8 protein-coding genes are annotated in these 16,667 nt (G+C 42.4%); all 8 read right to left on the bottom strand.

What is annotated here, in order from left to right; genetic code table 11:
* Positions 1-32: 32 nt before the first annotated feature.
* The gene (locus L1283_RS07780) at positions 33-1,859 is read right to left on the bottom strand and encodes a glycoside hydrolase family 9 protein (protein WP_236586153.1); all 1,827 of its coding nucleotides are present in this window, start codon (positions 1,857-1,859) and stop codon (positions 33-35) included.
* A gap of 42 nt (positions 1,860-1,901) precedes the next feature.
* Positions 1,902-3,761 carry a PQQ-binding-like beta-propeller repeat protein gene (locus L1283_RS07775; RefSeq protein ID WP_429625997.1) on the bottom strand — a complete coding sequence of 620 codons (1,860 nt, stop codon included), beginning with the start codon at positions 3,759-3,761 and terminating at the stop codon, positions 1,902-1,904.
* A 143-nt stretch (positions 3,762-3,904) separates the two neighbouring features.
* Positions 3,905-5,746 carry a RagB/SusD family nutrient uptake outer membrane protein gene (locus tag L1283_RS07770; protein ID WP_286802848.1) on the bottom strand — a complete coding sequence of 614 codons (1,842 nt, stop codon included), beginning with the start codon at positions 5,744-5,746 and terminating at the stop codon, positions 3,905-3,907.
* Positions 5,747-5,759: 13 nt separating this feature from the next.
* Complete coding sequence (locus L1283_RS07765; protein WP_286727414.1) at positions 5,760-9,251, bottom strand: SusC/RagA family TonB-linked outer membrane protein; 3,492 nt, start codon at positions 9,249-9,251, stop codon at positions 5,760-5,762.
* A gap of 51 nt (positions 9,252-9,302) precedes the next feature.
* Positions 9,303-10,547 (bottom strand): exo-beta-N-acetylmuramidase NamZ family protein, encoded by a 1,245-nt coding sequence (locus L1283_RS07760; protein WP_341831120.1) that lies wholly within the window; start codon positions 10,545-10,547, stop codon positions 9,303-9,305.
* A 444-nt stretch (positions 10,548-10,991) separates the two neighbouring features.
* Positions 10,992-11,639, bottom strand: a complete 648-nt coding sequence (locus L1283_RS07755) for an N-acetylmuramoyl-L-alanine amidase (protein WP_429625996.1) — start codon at positions 11,637-11,639, stop codon at positions 10,992-10,994.
* A gap of 52 nt (positions 11,640-11,691) precedes the next feature.
* Complete coding sequence (locus tag L1283_RS07750; protein WP_429625995.1) at positions 11,692-13,464, bottom strand: SusD/RagB family nutrient-binding outer membrane lipoprotein; 1,773 nt, start codon at positions 13,462-13,464, stop codon at positions 11,692-11,694.
* Between the two features lie 12 nt (positions 13,465-13,476).
* Entirely contained in the window at positions 13,477-16,638 is a 3,162-nt protein-coding gene (locus L1283_RS07745; protein WP_286710256.1) for a SusC/RagA family TonB-linked outer membrane protein, read from the bottom strand.
* Positions 16,639-16,667: the final 29 nt, after the last annotated feature.

Genomic DNA, 16,667 nt, shown 5'->3' with positions numbered 1-16,667 from the left:
GCCCCGGACAATAGCCCCAAAAACATCCCGTGTTACTTTTTTCCGGTCGGCTCCTCCATTGCCTTACCCTCCTTTGAAGCCAACAGATAAATCAACGAAGCGGTGCCATCCATTGTCGGCTCATTCGTACTATAATCTCCGTAGTCGTCATGATAGACCGCCAGATCACTTTGAAACTCCGCATAGCTATCCGGATTATTCAACTTGATACCAATCAGATTGCGGTACGTGGATGCCATAATGGGCCCATCAACCAATCCGCCGTCGATCGGATGCTTTCCAAGAAAGGTAAACGCCGAATGCGGATCGACAGGTGTATCGCCTCCAGCCGGAAGACCATATACCATACTCGTGCCCCAAGGGTTCGCCCCGAATAACCAGTCAAAATTAGCTTGGGCTAGCTCATCAAAATGTGCATCTCCCGTCAATTCTTTATACCAGAGACATTGGATCGCAAAGGATACCGTTAAGTTGTTGCTACACCAAATAAAGGGAACTCCCCGAAAAAAAGCGTTTTTCTCAGCTCTCCGATTGACTTGCTCAATCCCCTGTTTATAATAGGAAACAATCTCCTCGCGATCTTGTCCTTTTAATCCTTTTGCCAACTCATAATGCCCAAGATTGATAAAAGGATACCACTGATAATGTGCAGCAGTATCGCTAACCATCCAAGGTGTAATCTTTTCTTGCCGGGCGAAGCGTAAGGCTTCTCGTGCAAACTTTTCTTTTTTTGTCATCGAAAAACCCATTGCAGCGGCCAACTGCATATCGTCTACCCAATTATCTTCGGCATAAATATAGGGCGATTTCACAGAAACTGTCTGTGTCACGCCTGGTTTTATATTGGCATAAGCATAGGCTGTTTCCGATTTCTTCGAAAGCAGCGTTGCATATTTCCGATCCTCTTTGTCAAACAACATCGCCCCCAGTCGAAAAGCACTACTAAATTTACCAGCAGTAGAGCTTGTCCCGGTTGTATTGTTCATAAACTTGCCACGCTGCTGTGGCTCGCCATCGATAAAATACACCGGTCTCTCAAATCCACGACCATAGTAAGGATCTTCCTTTGGCATCCGCATGCTGGCATGATCCCGGTCATCACCAATCTGATTGTACATTTGGTTGGCCTTGGGATGCATTTTCAACAGCCAATCCAAGCCCCATTTTGCCTCATCGAGCACATCGGCCCGGCCATTTTTTCCATCAAGACCATTTGCTTGCTTTAGATCACCAAACACCTTTGGAAAATCGCGGTAAGCCGCTAACAGATGAAATGTTGCATTTGCTGACGTTGTCGCATATTGCAAATAATCAGAAGCATCATGCCAACCGCCACCCGCATCGATACGGGAGCTATCGGGAATGCCAACCTTTCCTGCATACAGCGCAAAGCCATCGTGTGTATGGCAGCTATCGTTCAGAAAAGGGTTGAACAATGTCCGTTGTTGCCGCATATAACGCAGTGCAAAATCTGCCGCTCCTTTATAAACGTCCCGAGCGATTCGGAATGTTGGAGACTTCACATCTCCGGCCTGAACAAAAAAACGTCCCGTATCCTGCATAGAAGAGAAATCAAAACGAAAGCTTTGAACAAAAGGACCATAAGCCCCATAATCTTTTCCGACAGGATGCACATAGACTGTTTTACCCGTTTGCGCGTTTTTAATTTCAAAAGAACGAAGCTGCCTGATTGATTTCCCACCCCATACCGCGACCTTCTTGCCCGCCGGTGTATAGCCCAATTGGTTTATTCTAATCCAAGCATTTTGCTGTGCTTTCGCAAAGTTACAAACAAAACATGCAAAAACAAGCAAAAAAGCTTGACGTAAATTTAAGAAGTTTAGACATTTTTTTATCATATCAAGGCATTTATTTTCAAAAAGATCAATTCAATCGATTGCTTAAAACTGTAATGAAACTATTTTGCCATCCATCGTACTCGCTATCACCGTGTTTCGACCATTTAGCGCAACAGGATTAACCATTCCATTGGATATTTTATATTGCCATGCCACCGCGCCTGTTTTTGCGTCAACCCCAGATAGCAAACCCGAATGACTCGGCACAAAGACCAACTTGCCATTGGATGTAATTGCAGAAGGTGTCAATTCGTAGGGCAATTTAAGTTTGGACTTCCAGGCAACATCCATACGATCACCAGCAACCGAAATACCTAAAAGCTCCCCATCCATCGTCTTCACATAAACCAGTTTATGGTCTGCAGCCAGTCCCATAGACTCGCGCACCCGAATGGTATCTTTCTTTTCCCGCCAGATGACCGCACCGTTCTTCGCATCCAGTGCTGTCATAAAACGATCCGGTGCAACTACAAAAACACGATTGTTTACCCCCACCGGATTGCATGCCGCAGCAGAAAACATCCGATTGGCCTGTCCATTATTCCACTCCCACGAAAGCTTACCCGTTTTGGCATCCAAAGCATAGAATCCATTGCTCCAGGAACCAAAAATTACATTCCCCAAATAATACGTTGGCAGCGTCGATACAAATCCTTTGACCTGGTCAAAACTCCACTTTACAGCTCCCGTCTTGATGTCCAGCGCTCTAAACTTACCATCCGAGCCACCGATAAAAGCCACGCCATCATGTAGCAAGGGTGAACCCAAAACCGCCTTTTCAGTCTGTACCTTCCACAACAACTTGCCATTACGGGCATCTACCGCATAAATTGCATGATCCGATGATCCCGCCACGACAATTCCTTTCCACACTACCGGAGTAGAATAAACTTTACCACCTGTACGAAATGCCCATAGCTTTTTGCCAGTTTTTAAATCAAGCGCAAAGATATCGCCCGCGGTATTTGATGTAATCACGCTATTTTTGTAAACAGCTAGTCCAGCCCCGATATCGCTGGCATCTTCAAACGTCCAATTGACTTTAACCTGATTTGCATATTTTGCATTCACAGCATAACTGGGTCTCGGGTAGCTTACTGTTTCATTTTCATAGTGATGATTAAATAGAGGGACAACAACCCAAGGTTTCTCCTGCATTCCGACACCGGGATTACGCTCCTGATAACTCGCTTTGCCATCAGCGATGGTCACAATATTATACCCTCCAACCGCTTTATTCGCACGCAGATTAGACCGTCCCATTACCCCCGGAATTCCTTCCCAATCGTATAATTTATTGGCATGACCATGCCCACAAAGCGCCAACTGGACATTCCGCGTTTTAACTCTTTTCAGTGCGTCAAACCAGTTATTTAACGATGAATCCTGTGGATAATGATTAATATAGATCAATGGAAGCTGTTTATCCGGATTCGCTGCAAAAATGGAATCCATCCAAACCAGGTTTTCACGAGGAATCTGACCAGGGCTCATACGCATATTTGGCCCCGAATTGGTTCCAATGAATGCGTAGCCTTTATGCTTAAAGAAAAAGGTTTCCCCACCAAAAACGGTTCGAAACGTATTGGCTCCATTTTCTGACCAATTGCCATCGTGATTTCCCGGAATCACATACCAAGGCAGCTGCAAACTATCTAAGATTCGCTTCGCAAGCTTTAACTCATGATCAGCACCAAACTCGGTGATATCTCCAGAAAGTATAACGAAATCAATATCTTTCAATGTATTCAGGTCCTTTACAGTACGTCGCAAATCCTCCTCACCTGTTGCACCACCGACATGCGTGTCTGTTACGTGGGCAAATTTGAAGGACTGCTGTGCTATCGCAACGTTAAAAACGCAGGATAATGCAATAAAAAAGGTGATAATTGGAAACCTCATGCGTAATGTTTTCTTAAAAATAGCGTTTTTATGCATAAAACAGAAATGATATTGCATTTTTATGCATCTTCATGTAAATCAAAATTCATTATGTATTAAAAAGCCTTTCTGAAATTCAGAAAGGCCTTTTAATACAATGCTATCTATTGCCAGCCTGGCGTCTGTGTTAAGATATAGCCCAAATTTGCATATTGTTGAATCTGATTCAGTCCAACAGGAGCCAAGTACGACCGATCGGTAAAACTTACCCTGTTCGCAAATTTCGGAACAACGTAATATCCCACCATAGCATCGGCGTTTTTACCATTGTACGTGATTGTATTTCCTGCTGCGTCACGGACTTTCAAAACACCTTCGTAAGCTTTTGTCAAACGATTTGGAAGATCCTTTTTGATATTTACCCAGGGACCTAGTGAATAATCGACATTGCGCGAAAAGTTCATATAATCCAATTTTTTCCAGCGACGGATATCATTCAATCGCGCATACTCATATACAAATTCCATTCTTCGTTCGCGTCTGATTTCCCACATCAACGGCGATATATCCGCATCGCGGCTTGGATCATTCGGCAGAGAATTTAATGTCAAAGGTGCTGTTTTCTTTACCCCTTTAGCTATGGCATCTGCGTCTAGCGGTCTATTCCGTACTGCATTGATCGATTTATCCAAATCACCTTGGGTAACAGCTGCTCCACCAAAAAACTCCGCAAGAATCTGCCTTGCCTCAATCCAATTCAACACAACCTCACCAAGACGCACAATCGGAGCATCATTTGTATTTGTATTACTACTCCATTTTGCTGGATAAGTTTTTCCAATATACGTCAAGGCTTCTCTAGCAGCAAATTTATGACCGTAAGCAAATGTTGATGAAGCTGTATTAACGGTATCCATCAACGAAGCTTCAAACCGTGGGTCTCTCGTTCTCGCCAAAGATTTCATCGAAAAGTCCGAAGCATTTGTGAGCGCTGAGTTTTGCCAAACCTTTCCATCGTTACAGATAAAAGATTTCAACAAATCCAAGTTAACGCCCTTCTGCCCTTCAGTACCATTACTGTAAGAACCTACGGCGTGCGTTACTTTCAAGGCATCATTATAAGTTCTGAAGAAAATTACCTCTGGATTGCTTGAAAGATCTTCAGATGCGAACAGGCTCTTAAAATCACTTCCAAAAGACCACTTACCACTGTTCATGACCACTTCAGATGCTTTAACCGCAAGCGCAAGATACTTTTTCGCACGATCTTGATCTAAGCCATGGTATTTTTCCCAGGAACCTTCAAACAACATGAGGTTAGAAATAAGTGCCGCTGCTGCATATTTATTTACATAACCTTTTCCGTCATCAGCACGCATATTATCAAGCACATACTCAAAATCTGTATAGACTTTATCCATAACCTCCCCGCGCTTGGTACGTTCCTTATACATTGTAGCCTGATCCATCGGATCAACTTCAACATCAAAATAAGGCACATCACCAAACACAGAAACTAACCTACTATATTCGTAGCCTCTAAAAAAACGAGCTACTGCAGTCCAGTGCTTATACTCAGCCTCTGACAATTTTGACTTGGCCTTTGTTTCAATCCTGGTCAACATCACATTAGCCTTTCTAACCCAGTAAAAATTCCAGGTCGGCCCTGAGTAGGTCGTCAACATATCAGGTGTCACCGTACTCGCACCTCTACTCGTCGGAACAACTGACTCAAAGCCACCTTGCGTTCCTTCAGACGTAAAGTCATCTGCATAGTTATATCCCACTAAGGGAGCATAGGCCGTACCATAAAAAGTATTATAGCCAACAAAATAATTTAAATAAAAATCATTTGCATACAAACGAACATCAGCTTCATTTCTCCAAAAGTTTTCATCGATTACTTTAGTTTGATCAGGCCTATCCAGCACATCCTTACTACAGCCTACCCCCAATAACATGGCGGAAAGCATGATAGATCCAATTTTTATTCTATTTAATTTCATCTGTCAAATTCGTTTAAAAGTTTAACTGAACACCAAATGAGGCACTCTTAAATGTTGGTGTTCCAACACCTGTACGTCCACCGTTGTAATTCGTTTCATTAAAAATCGAGAAGCCTCCCACCTCTTCCGGATCAATCGGTAAGCCACGAAGCTTATCCCAAGTGAAGAAATTCTCCAACGAAACATAAACACGTAAGTTATTTATCTTAGCTCGTTGCACGATATGCTGAGGAATTGTATACCCCACAGTTAGGTTCTTAATTCTCAAATACGACATATCCAACAGATAGCGGGACTGAACTTGCATATTATTGACATTCGCACTACCGCCGTTGTTGAATGCAGCCGGATAGAATGCTCCTTGATTATCTTTCGTCCAGTAATCGTTTACAAAGCTTGCAGGCATTGCTCCATCTGAAGTGTTAAATCCTGGAATCGCCAAGAATCCTGCTCCCCAAACTTTACGTTGCCCCACACCTTGGAAAAATGCTGAAACATCGAAGCCTTTCCAATCGGCACCAAATCTAAAGCCATACTGATAACGAGGCGTCGAATTACCAATGATCTTCATATCGCCAGGATTATCGATCGTACCGTCACCGTTATCGATCTCGCCGTCACCATTCAAATCTTTGAATTTAACATCCCCAGGACCAAAATAGAAATTAGTTGAATTTTGGAATCGTGGCTGATAGACAGGCTTTTCACCATTCGGCCCCTCTTTCAAGAGATAGACATTATCTGTACTTCCATAGTATTTGGTCATATCTGCATTTGGTTTTACCAACTGCGGATTGTTATTTCCATCCAATACAAAATCATTGTATTGGTACAGACGGTCTGTCTCATACCCCCAAATATCACCATATACCCGACCATTATAATTCACACCGGTAGTGCGTAATGACGTATAGCCACTAAAAACAGATTTAGAGTCATCCAAATTAGCCCTAAAATTAATACCCAATCCATTCTCAAATCGGTGATTAAAATCGATGGCCAATTCAAAGCCTTTGGTCGTCAAGGTACCGAAGTTACCCCAAGGCGCCGCAGAACCCAAGGTCAGTGTTGTTCCTTCCAAAGGAGCAAACATATTTTTGGTCTTCTTCTGATACCAGTCAAACGTCAAACCTAATTTATTCTTGAAGAATCTGGCATCCGCACCGAAATCCAGGGTCTCCAGATCTTCCCACGTAACGTTTGGCCAATTCAGTTTTGGCGTGCCCACAGAATTCAACAATGCGCCATTGACGATGTAATTAATCTGACCCGCATCCATGTTTGAAACATAAAGATCAGAAGGTACCGTTTGATTTCCGATAACACCCCATGAACCTCTAAACTTCAACTGATTTAATGTAGCCCTTGACCAGTCCATGAATTTTTCTTCTGAAACTACCCAGCCTGCTGAAAAGGATGGAAACCATCGCCATTTCAAATCTGTTGGAAACTTGGAGGAACCATCATAACGGATATTACCTTCAAATAGATACTTATTCTTATACGCATAGTTCACACGGCCAAAATACCCTAATTGTGATTCCCAATACTCACCACCGCTACCCGTAATTTGGCCCACAGCCAAATCAAACTGAGGATTTGTGATATCCAATAAATCAGCACGCTGTGTCCAATGGAAAGAACCATCGTTTGTTACTCTATTTAAACCAAGGATAAATTTAAAGTTATGATCATCATTCAAGTCGAGCTCATACGTTGTAAATGCATTGACAGTATGCTTATGTTCATTTTGTGAACGCATATAGATATGATCTTGCGCAGAACCATTCGCTGTATACATATCATTGGAAAGATCATAAGCTAAAGTTGCATCAGCATCTCCCTTATTGACAACAGCTCCTTCTTTATTGACATAAACTGGATTTCCTTGTGCATCAAACCGTTGTTTGGCTGCTACCCAAGAATTGGCTGCTGTATATCTCGTCCCGTTTTTACGCCAGCTATAATCCTCATTGGTAAATGTATAGTCTACATCTACTTTCCAATTCTTCATTATATTAACTGTAGCACCAGCGCTTAAATTAACATAATTGCGAAGCATGGAAGCTTGGTTTGCCGCCTCATTTTCACTCCATGGACTCCTTATTGGGTTGTTATTTTCGTCATAGCCCATTGGATAAAGGGAACTCCAGCGATACATGTACAACCATGGATCGGCCGTTGTTGAGTTTGTCGCATAAGGATAGATCTTGTTCCGTTGTGCAAACATCACTCCACCCCTAATAGTCACATATTTATTCAGTTCGGTATTTAGTCTTAATGCAGCATTATACCGTTTAAACTTATCCGAATCGCCGGCCTTTAACATACCGCTTTGGTTCAACGAACCAAATGAAGCTGTATATTGTGTCTTCTTAATGGTACCATTTAAAGACAAGTTATGTGTTTGTGTGGGAGCCCACTCGCGCACCATATAATCATATGGATCATACGTTCTAACACCGTACTTTTTCGTCGGCGACCCCGGATCTACATACCAGTCTCTGCCATATACCGTTGGATCATCTTTCCCGATTGAAGATCCATATTTTTTATCCCACTCCACTGCGCGTTCATAACTTTCTCTATTTACTTTATAGAAAGCACCAGTTTCGGTTCCGCCAACTCTTTCTAATGCGTCAATGGTATATTTCAAGGCATTAACACGTCCCATTTCCAACTTTTTATATGGATTTTGGAATGAGAAGTTATTAGAATAATTTACGGTAACCTTTTCCGCACTTCCACCTGTTTTCGTCTTAATCAATACGACACCAAAAGCAGCTTTCGCACCATAGATGGACGAAGAGGCAGCATCTTTTAATACGGTGATCGACTCAACATCATCCGGATTTACATATTGGATACTCGGGATTTCCACATTATCCACCAAGATCAATGGACTACTATTCCCTTGAATGGAAGATATTGCACCACGAATACGCATGGTAGGATCAGATCCAACCTCACCACTCGGTACAGTAACACTAAATCCTGGTGTCGTTCCTTGAATTGCCCGGCCGACATCGGCGATCGGACGACTCTGTAGATTCTCCTTCACATTGATCGATGAAACCGCACCAGTAAGGTTACCTTTTTTCTGCGTACCGTAACCGACAACGACCACTTCGTCCAACGCTTGATTATCGTCCGCTAATGTTACATCAAGCGTAGCTGAAGTAATGGCAACCTCCTTCGTCACGTATCCTACAGACGAAAAACGCAACTTGCTCCCCACGGCAGCTGTAATTTTAAAATGCCCCTGAGCATCAGTCTTAGTTGACGCAGTACCGCCAATCACAGACACGCTTACCCCAGAGACTGGACCTTTTCCATCCTTTACAGTACCTTGCACCGTATTTTGAAACGCATTTTTTGCAGAAGAACTCAGAAAGGCGCTTGTTAAATTGTCGCGATTCAAAGCACCTTCTTTTTTTGCAAAAGAATAGGATTCAGAAGGAAAACTCAATCCAAGAGCAACAGAAAATAGTACAAATTTTCGCATTGATTATAGAGTTTTAAAATAAATGATTCTAGTTAATATTGTTAGTTATTGCTATTCAAAATCAGTATAAAGCAGATACTTTTTACGCATTTGCTTATAGGCTTTCAGGTCATCGGACCAAGAAGCACGAATCTGAGCTTCAGATTGTCCGGCAAGGATTTGCTTACGTAATTGATCTGTCCCCGCAAGCTTATCAAAAAATTCAGGCCGCGCGAAGAAAGTGGATTTATCAGGTGTCTTTTGATAAAAGTCCAACAGATATTTTAAGGTAAATTTTTGATGATCAGCATCCAGACCGCGCAAATCAACACCATAATTAACTGTTCCTTTGCCCTCCACATGTTTGGACATACCGTGACGTTCGCCCGGTGTAAAAGTAAAGGAGCCATAGACCGGATTTGTATAACCTAATACCTGGAACGGCCAATCCGTACCCCGACCTACCGAAATATCCGTACCTTCAAAAAGACATAATGAAAGGTACAACCGAACAGAAAGATAATTTGGCAGACTTGGCGATGGGATGACCGGCAGCTCATACCTACTGTTATGATTCCAATTTTTGACCTGTACAATCGTTATATCGGCCTGGCGGCCATGCTCAAGCCACCGCTCTCCATTGATCATCTGCGCCAGCTCGCCGATTGTTAAACCATGGATCATGGCTATTTTATGCCAGGAAACATCTGATTTAAACTTATCATCATGCCTTACAGGTCCATCCACCTGGTCGCCATTTGGATTTGGACGATCCAGTACAATTAATTTTTTATTATGCTTTGCACATAATTCCATTACACGGTGCAAAGAAGTGATGTATGTATAAAAGCGTGCCCCAACGTCCTGCAGGTCGAAGATCATCACATCAATGGAATTGACGATAGAATCTTGTTTCTTATTACCTCCATACAATGTAAACAGCGGCAAACCAGTCTTTTGATCAACATCATTCCCAAACTTCTCACCACGTTCAACGTTCCCGCGGAAACCATGTTCAGGCGCAAAGGCAAACTTCAAATCAACCTTATTATCGATCAAGACATCGACAAGATGTTTTTTATCAGCCCCTACAATGGAAGTTTGATTCCCCATTATTCCCACTTTCTTACCTTTTAGTTGTGGTAAATACAGCGTAAGTTGATCTGCACCCGGAATAACAACTTGGCTCGTTATCCGGCCGGCCATGCTGTTTACTGCGGTTTTGCTCGCTTGCATAGACTTCAACGAATTCCCACAGGAAACCCAAGCAACAACAGAAATTAAAAAGGATAGCTTTAATAAGGCATTTTTCATCATAAATAGACTCTTAGATCATGCACAAATTGCAGTTTTATGCACGAATAATTGAAAATCAGAATAAAAGTAAGTAGAACTTTTCGTTTTTAAAACTTAAAGCAACATAAAAACGCAAAAGAAAGTAAGTATTCACTTACAAATTACTTCTGTAACAGGAATTAAACCGCAATATATTAGTTGAGACTGAAAGCAAAAATACATTACAATAAATTGAAATACAGTCGATTACAATAAATCAGACGATTAAAAAGAAAAATAAGTAAGTGTGCAGAGCACACGCTCACGTAACAAATCAAATACAATTAACATTTTATTAACAATGCAGCAAAATACAGCAAACCAGCAAAATATATTGCAAAACGATCACCAATTGCACACTTATTACTTATTCCTGTAGGAAAACGCAATTTACCTGCAGAACGAAATTCTTCGATTAGGCATGATTTAAGGTAGGGGATTCAATTTCAGATCGACAAGATGCTTTCTTAGCTCATGTATAAATTTATCTCCCGGATCATCTTTACCCGTGATGTAATTGGGATCAGTTTCTTTCCACCAGCTTGTTTTCTTAAAACGTTGGTACTCATGGTGACCCAACACAAATTCAATCGGATATTTTTTACTGAGGTAACGGATAAGCTCTTCATTTGCTTTCAATTGTGCATCAGTCAGTGGATTCTGGCGACTACCTATATTTTCTATCCCTATTGCACAATAGTTGAGACCTATGGTATGCCGTGCAAAAATAGAATCTGGTAAAAACTGATAAATCGTACCGTCACGATCGATGACAAATTGCGAAGATACATTCAAGGCACTGGCCTTGGTCAGTTCCGGACGCCCCGGAAGTCTGACAGGATTAAAAGTATTAAAAGTTGCTTTTACGCTGTTATTGGCCGTCCAATGCACCACCACCATTTTAGGTTGGATAACAGGTGTTGACTGTGTCAGGCCATGCCGATTTTTCAGGTAATCCAACGAAAGCTGAATACGCTCCTTGTCCCAGGTAATCGGTTTTTGAATAATCTTGGGGGATTGTGCAAAAAGCACAAATGGCATAAAAAGAAAAAGGAAATTTATACAATATTTCATGACAAAAACAAACTAGATGAAGAAAGCCGCAGTTGCGGCTTTCAAATTTAACTTATTCTTTGGTATCCCACCAAACCGGGAATGACCAGATATCGTCATTTAACGCATTCGGGTGAGATGCTTTCAAATTATCGGAATTGTAGTTGATCTCATGCGAAACCTGACGGACTCTTCTAAATTGCTTTCCTTGCGGTATTTTAGTCTGCGCTGCCGCAGTCACCGTGTACTCATAAGGAACAGCCCAGCCTGGATATACCAAATTGCTAAAATCATAGCGACGCATATCATTCCAGTTTTGCTGTGAAAACGAAAGTGCGATAAACTTTTGTGTCATAATTTTAGCCAATGTAATATCTCCCGCCGTACCAATGCCATTGTTCAGAAAATTATCGATCTTAGCCTGGGTCATTGGCGATTTGCTCGGACTGGCGTCTGCATAAGAACCCAGCTTTATATTCATTAAGTCAATATGTGCTTTAATTCCCTCTTTATAGGCATTGAAGGCACCTGCTTTATCTCCCTTATTAAATAAGACCTCAGCTTTAATAAAGCACATTTCGGGGTATGCAACCAAATGGGTAGGCGCATCGGGACGCGAATAAAATGTACCTGAAGCAGCCACGGTACCATCTTTCCATCTATAGGTATCCGACACATCGCTGTCATATCCCTTGGAACTACTTTTAATGGATACATAAACGGTATCCCCCCAACGTGCTGTATTGGCACTGTTAATATACCAGGAGTGTGGGTTTACCGTACGGCCATTACTCTGAATAGCCACATCTTTATCATTATAAGAGGATGCTATCGGCCCGGAGTTCATGCGGATAGTAGACTGCATATCTACTCCCTTTGACCGTATCATCTTTTTGGGATAGCCGTATTCTGCCCAAGGCAATAATTTGTCTGCCCGCGGATCCTCTATGCCTTTATTGTCAAAATTGGTTAATAAATTCTCATACCATTTCGTAACCAAAGTATTGGTATTCATACCCGCATTATTAAAAACGATAGACGTTTTTACAGGATCTGCAAATAGGATATCCCCGATATTATCAGTCGCATCATCCATATGAGCTATCACTGTACTTTCTCCCACCGAAGTGGCAGCCTTATTTAACGCCGCCAATACATCATCCGGTTTGTACAAAGCGCTCTTTTTCGATAGATTATTCAACCATCGCGCTTTTAAGCCATAACACATCTTCAGCCACTTACTTACATCGCCACCATTCCAGCTGTCGCCGGCCGACAAGGGAGCAGCAGTGCCAGGCTGCGTCATATTAAAGTATTCAATTGCCTTATCAATATCAGCAAGACAACCTTCGAAAATCACTTTTCCACCATCAAATTTTGGCGTTATGATGGTACCCAAAGCCTCCGTGTAAGGCATCTCACCATACCAATCCGTCATTAGCATAAAACCCATGGCACGGATAGCATGCAATGCACCAAGATAATGATAAGCCTTATCGGCCGTAGCCTTATCTTCCATATCCTTAAAATTTGCCCCTGCACCGACAAAGAAAAACTGATAAGGTGTGGTCGACATACCTGCCGCAGGGTTCCAGCCAGCAATCATACTGTTTGATGCCGTACCGTTGACAAATGTCAGTTGCTGTGTCACAAACCCGGCCCGTGTCCCCGCTGTACCTTGTGCATACATGTAATAATGCTGTATCCAAGCCAAACGACTCTGGACCGAAGCCACGGTGCTGGATGGCGTATTCGGGTCTATATTGATATCCAACCAATTCTTACTACAGGACGAAAATAAAGTTAGAACCAACAGAAATGAGACTATTCTCTTATATTTATTCATGACTTTTCTATCTTAAAATCTAAAATTTAAACCAAACATAACACCGGCTGTACTTGGCACACCGTTGTAATCAATACCTACCGAACTAGATCCCGTTACACCAGATCCGGCAGCGGAGGCCTCCGGATCAAGCCCTTTGTAGTTGGTCAACAACCAAAGATTAGTACCAGTCAAAGTAGCTGTAAGACCTTTTACCACTTTGGAAACACCGGCATTCTTCAGGACACCGTCCGAAAAGTTGTAGGACATCGAGATATTCCGCAAGCGCAACCAGTTTGTTTTCACCATAAAGTTCGCACTTTCACGGGCGTAGAAATCACTCCAATAATCTTGGATAATCTTCCGTCCGCTTGTTGACACACCTTTAATCGTGTACATCTGGTCGGCCAAGAAAGTGAATGTTTTGTTTTCGTACACCGGAGCGTCGTTTGTTCCGCCGTTACGGATGGCTCCGTCCAAAATCAGCTGATCACGATCTTCGGTTCGCTTGCTCATTCCATTAATCGTCATCGCATAATCTGTACCGTTATAGATATCGCCACCTATACGGAAATCAAACAGGAAGGACAGATTAAAATTTTTATAAGTCAAGCTGTTATTGAATCCACCTGTCAGCTTAGGCTCACGGTTTCCGATATTATATGTCGTCTGGTTGTCACTTGTTGGCATACCCGTATTAGCGTCCAAAACAACTTTTCCATCAGGTGTACGGGTCCATTGCGAACCTGAGATCCCCATAAAGTTTCCTCCGTTAAAGGATGCAGCTTTCGCATTCCCTACCTGCACGTCTGTGACATACAAAATATTGACCCCTGCGAGCAAGTTATCTACTGTCCCTTTGTTTCTGGACATGTTTAACGTAGATTCCCAAACAAAGTCGTTTTTCACAATCGGCTTACCAGTTAAGGACAACTCCATCCCTTTATTGTAGATATCGCCACCGTTGACTGAGATGAAAATATATCCAGTCGATTGTCCTAAACGTGGAGACAGAATCTGGTTATAGGAATTATTGGTATAGTAGGCATAATCCACGCCCAATCGCCCCTTAAAAAAGCGCAATTCAGCACCGACTTCAAACGAACCTGTTGTTTCAGGTTTCAAAAACGGATTACCTTTCTGCCAGTTATTTCCCGCGCCTACAATTCCACCTAAATATTCAACAGGCTTCCAAAGGTAGGTATTGGTTACATACGGATTTGCGTCCTTACCCACGCGCGCCCAGGAAGCTCTCAGCTTTCCAAAATCCAACCAGTCTGGGCGACTGTCTTTCATGAGTTCGGTAAACACAAAGCTACCACCAACAGAAGGATAAAAATAAGACCTATTGTCTACTGGTAACGTCGAGGTCCAGTCATTTCTTCCCGTAACATTCAAAAACAACATATTTTTATATGAAGCTCTTAACTCACCGTACAAACCAAAAAGACGTTTTTTTGTATTGTTTACTGCGAACTGTTTATTCGCTGCTGCTATATTTTCGAAGCTGTAAAAATTGTCTACCTCAAAATGATAGCCCATACGGCGGTTTGTTGTCGTCTTGGTTTGTTCCGAGAAAAATCCCACTAAAGCGCCTAAATCAAAATCACCTACCTTTTTATTGAAATTGGACATGATGTTGGAAGACCAATAGTTGTATTTGAAATCACTTTCCGACATCATACCTTTTTGCCAAGGTTTCTTAATTGCACCACCTTCACCGATAATAGTTGAGTTTTTAGTCAGATAACTATCCATCCCGACACGATAGGTCAGGCTCCACCAATCGAAGATGGGCATACTTGCATTGATACTACCTGTAATACGCTCGGTGTTATCGCCCAAAATATTTTTATTGATTGTCCAGTATGGATTTTCGACATCAGATTCTAGCGGCTGGCGGCCTTCAAACATCCGATACTTCGACCCGTCATCGTTGAGGTATTTCTTCATATTATCACTTCTTGACCAGCTGTACAGGGACTCCATCGCTCCTGTACCACCTGATCCCCATAGCCCCGCGGAAGTTAGGGTTTTATCTGTATTTGCCAGCGAATACCCCACATTAGCGCCCACCGTCAGTTTACCAAATTTTTGATCCCCATTAAAGCGGAACGTGGTTTTGTCAAAGCTTGTATTAGGTACGATACCCTTTTGATCAAAGCGGGAACCAGACAGATAGAATGATCCATTTTTATTTCCGCCGGATAAATTAACGGTATTGTCAAATACCGTCGAATGCTGGAAGAAATCTTTCACGTTGTTATAAACAACATCATTACTTCCAAATTTTTCGCCCCAGGATTGCGTGGTATAATCATCCAGTACACCCGCACTGTTATAATAGCCACGTTTGTATTTTCCTTGCTGCTCTGGCAAGCGATTCACCCAATTATTTGAAAATCTACTTGAAAAACCAATCTCCGTACGCCCTTCTTGTCCCTTTTTCGTCGTAATGATAATAGCTCCCGCAGCAGCTCTTGACCCGTATAAGGCTGCCGCAGCCGGACCTTTCAACACCGACACATTGTCGATATCTTCGGGATTAATATCCATCACCCGGTTACTGTTAGAGGTTGCTGTTGCTTGAGCGCCATCGAAGGCACTATTTCCTCCAATAACCGTAGAGTTATCGTAGATCACACCGTCTACAACAAACAAGGGCTGGTTGTCGCGCTCAAGAGAAGTTCCGCCGCGAAGAATAATCTGCGCTCCGGCACCGGCAGAACCCGAAGCCTGTGTTACATTAACCCCTGCAATCTTCCCTGCCAATGAATTGACCACGTTTGCCGTCTTATTCTTCATCAACTCATCCGATTTTATGTCCTGAACAGCATAGCCAAGCGCCTTTTTTTCCTTCTTAATTCCCATGGCCGTCACAACCACCTCTTCAAGCGCCTCCTCACTGCCAGAAAGCGTAACATTGATCGTTGCATTTGTCCCAACCAGTTGTTGTCTTTCCTGAGAACCCACGGCTCTGAAAATCAAAATATCGCCTGGCTCCGCATTGATGGTGAAACTTCCATCAGGCTTAGTTTGTGTACTGACAGATTTACCTTTGATGCTTACGGTTACATTAGGCATTGTACCACCATCAGAAGCATTCGTCACTTTACCCGTTACAGTTTTGGTCTGTGCCCATAAACTGGTTGACAGCATCACCCCTGAACAGAATAAGAGAATTTTTTTATTCATGGTTTTTAGTTAGTTGTTAATAATTTTCC

It is taken from the genome of Sphingobacterium sp. HSC-15S19 (assembly GCF_050433745.1).
Taxonomy (GTDB): Bacteria; Bacteroidota; Bacteroidia; order Sphingobacteriales; family Sphingobacteriaceae; genus Sphingobacterium; species Sphingobacterium siyangense.
Note: the sequence above shows the minus strand (reverse complement) of the source record. Positions and strands in the feature narration are given on the sequence as shown.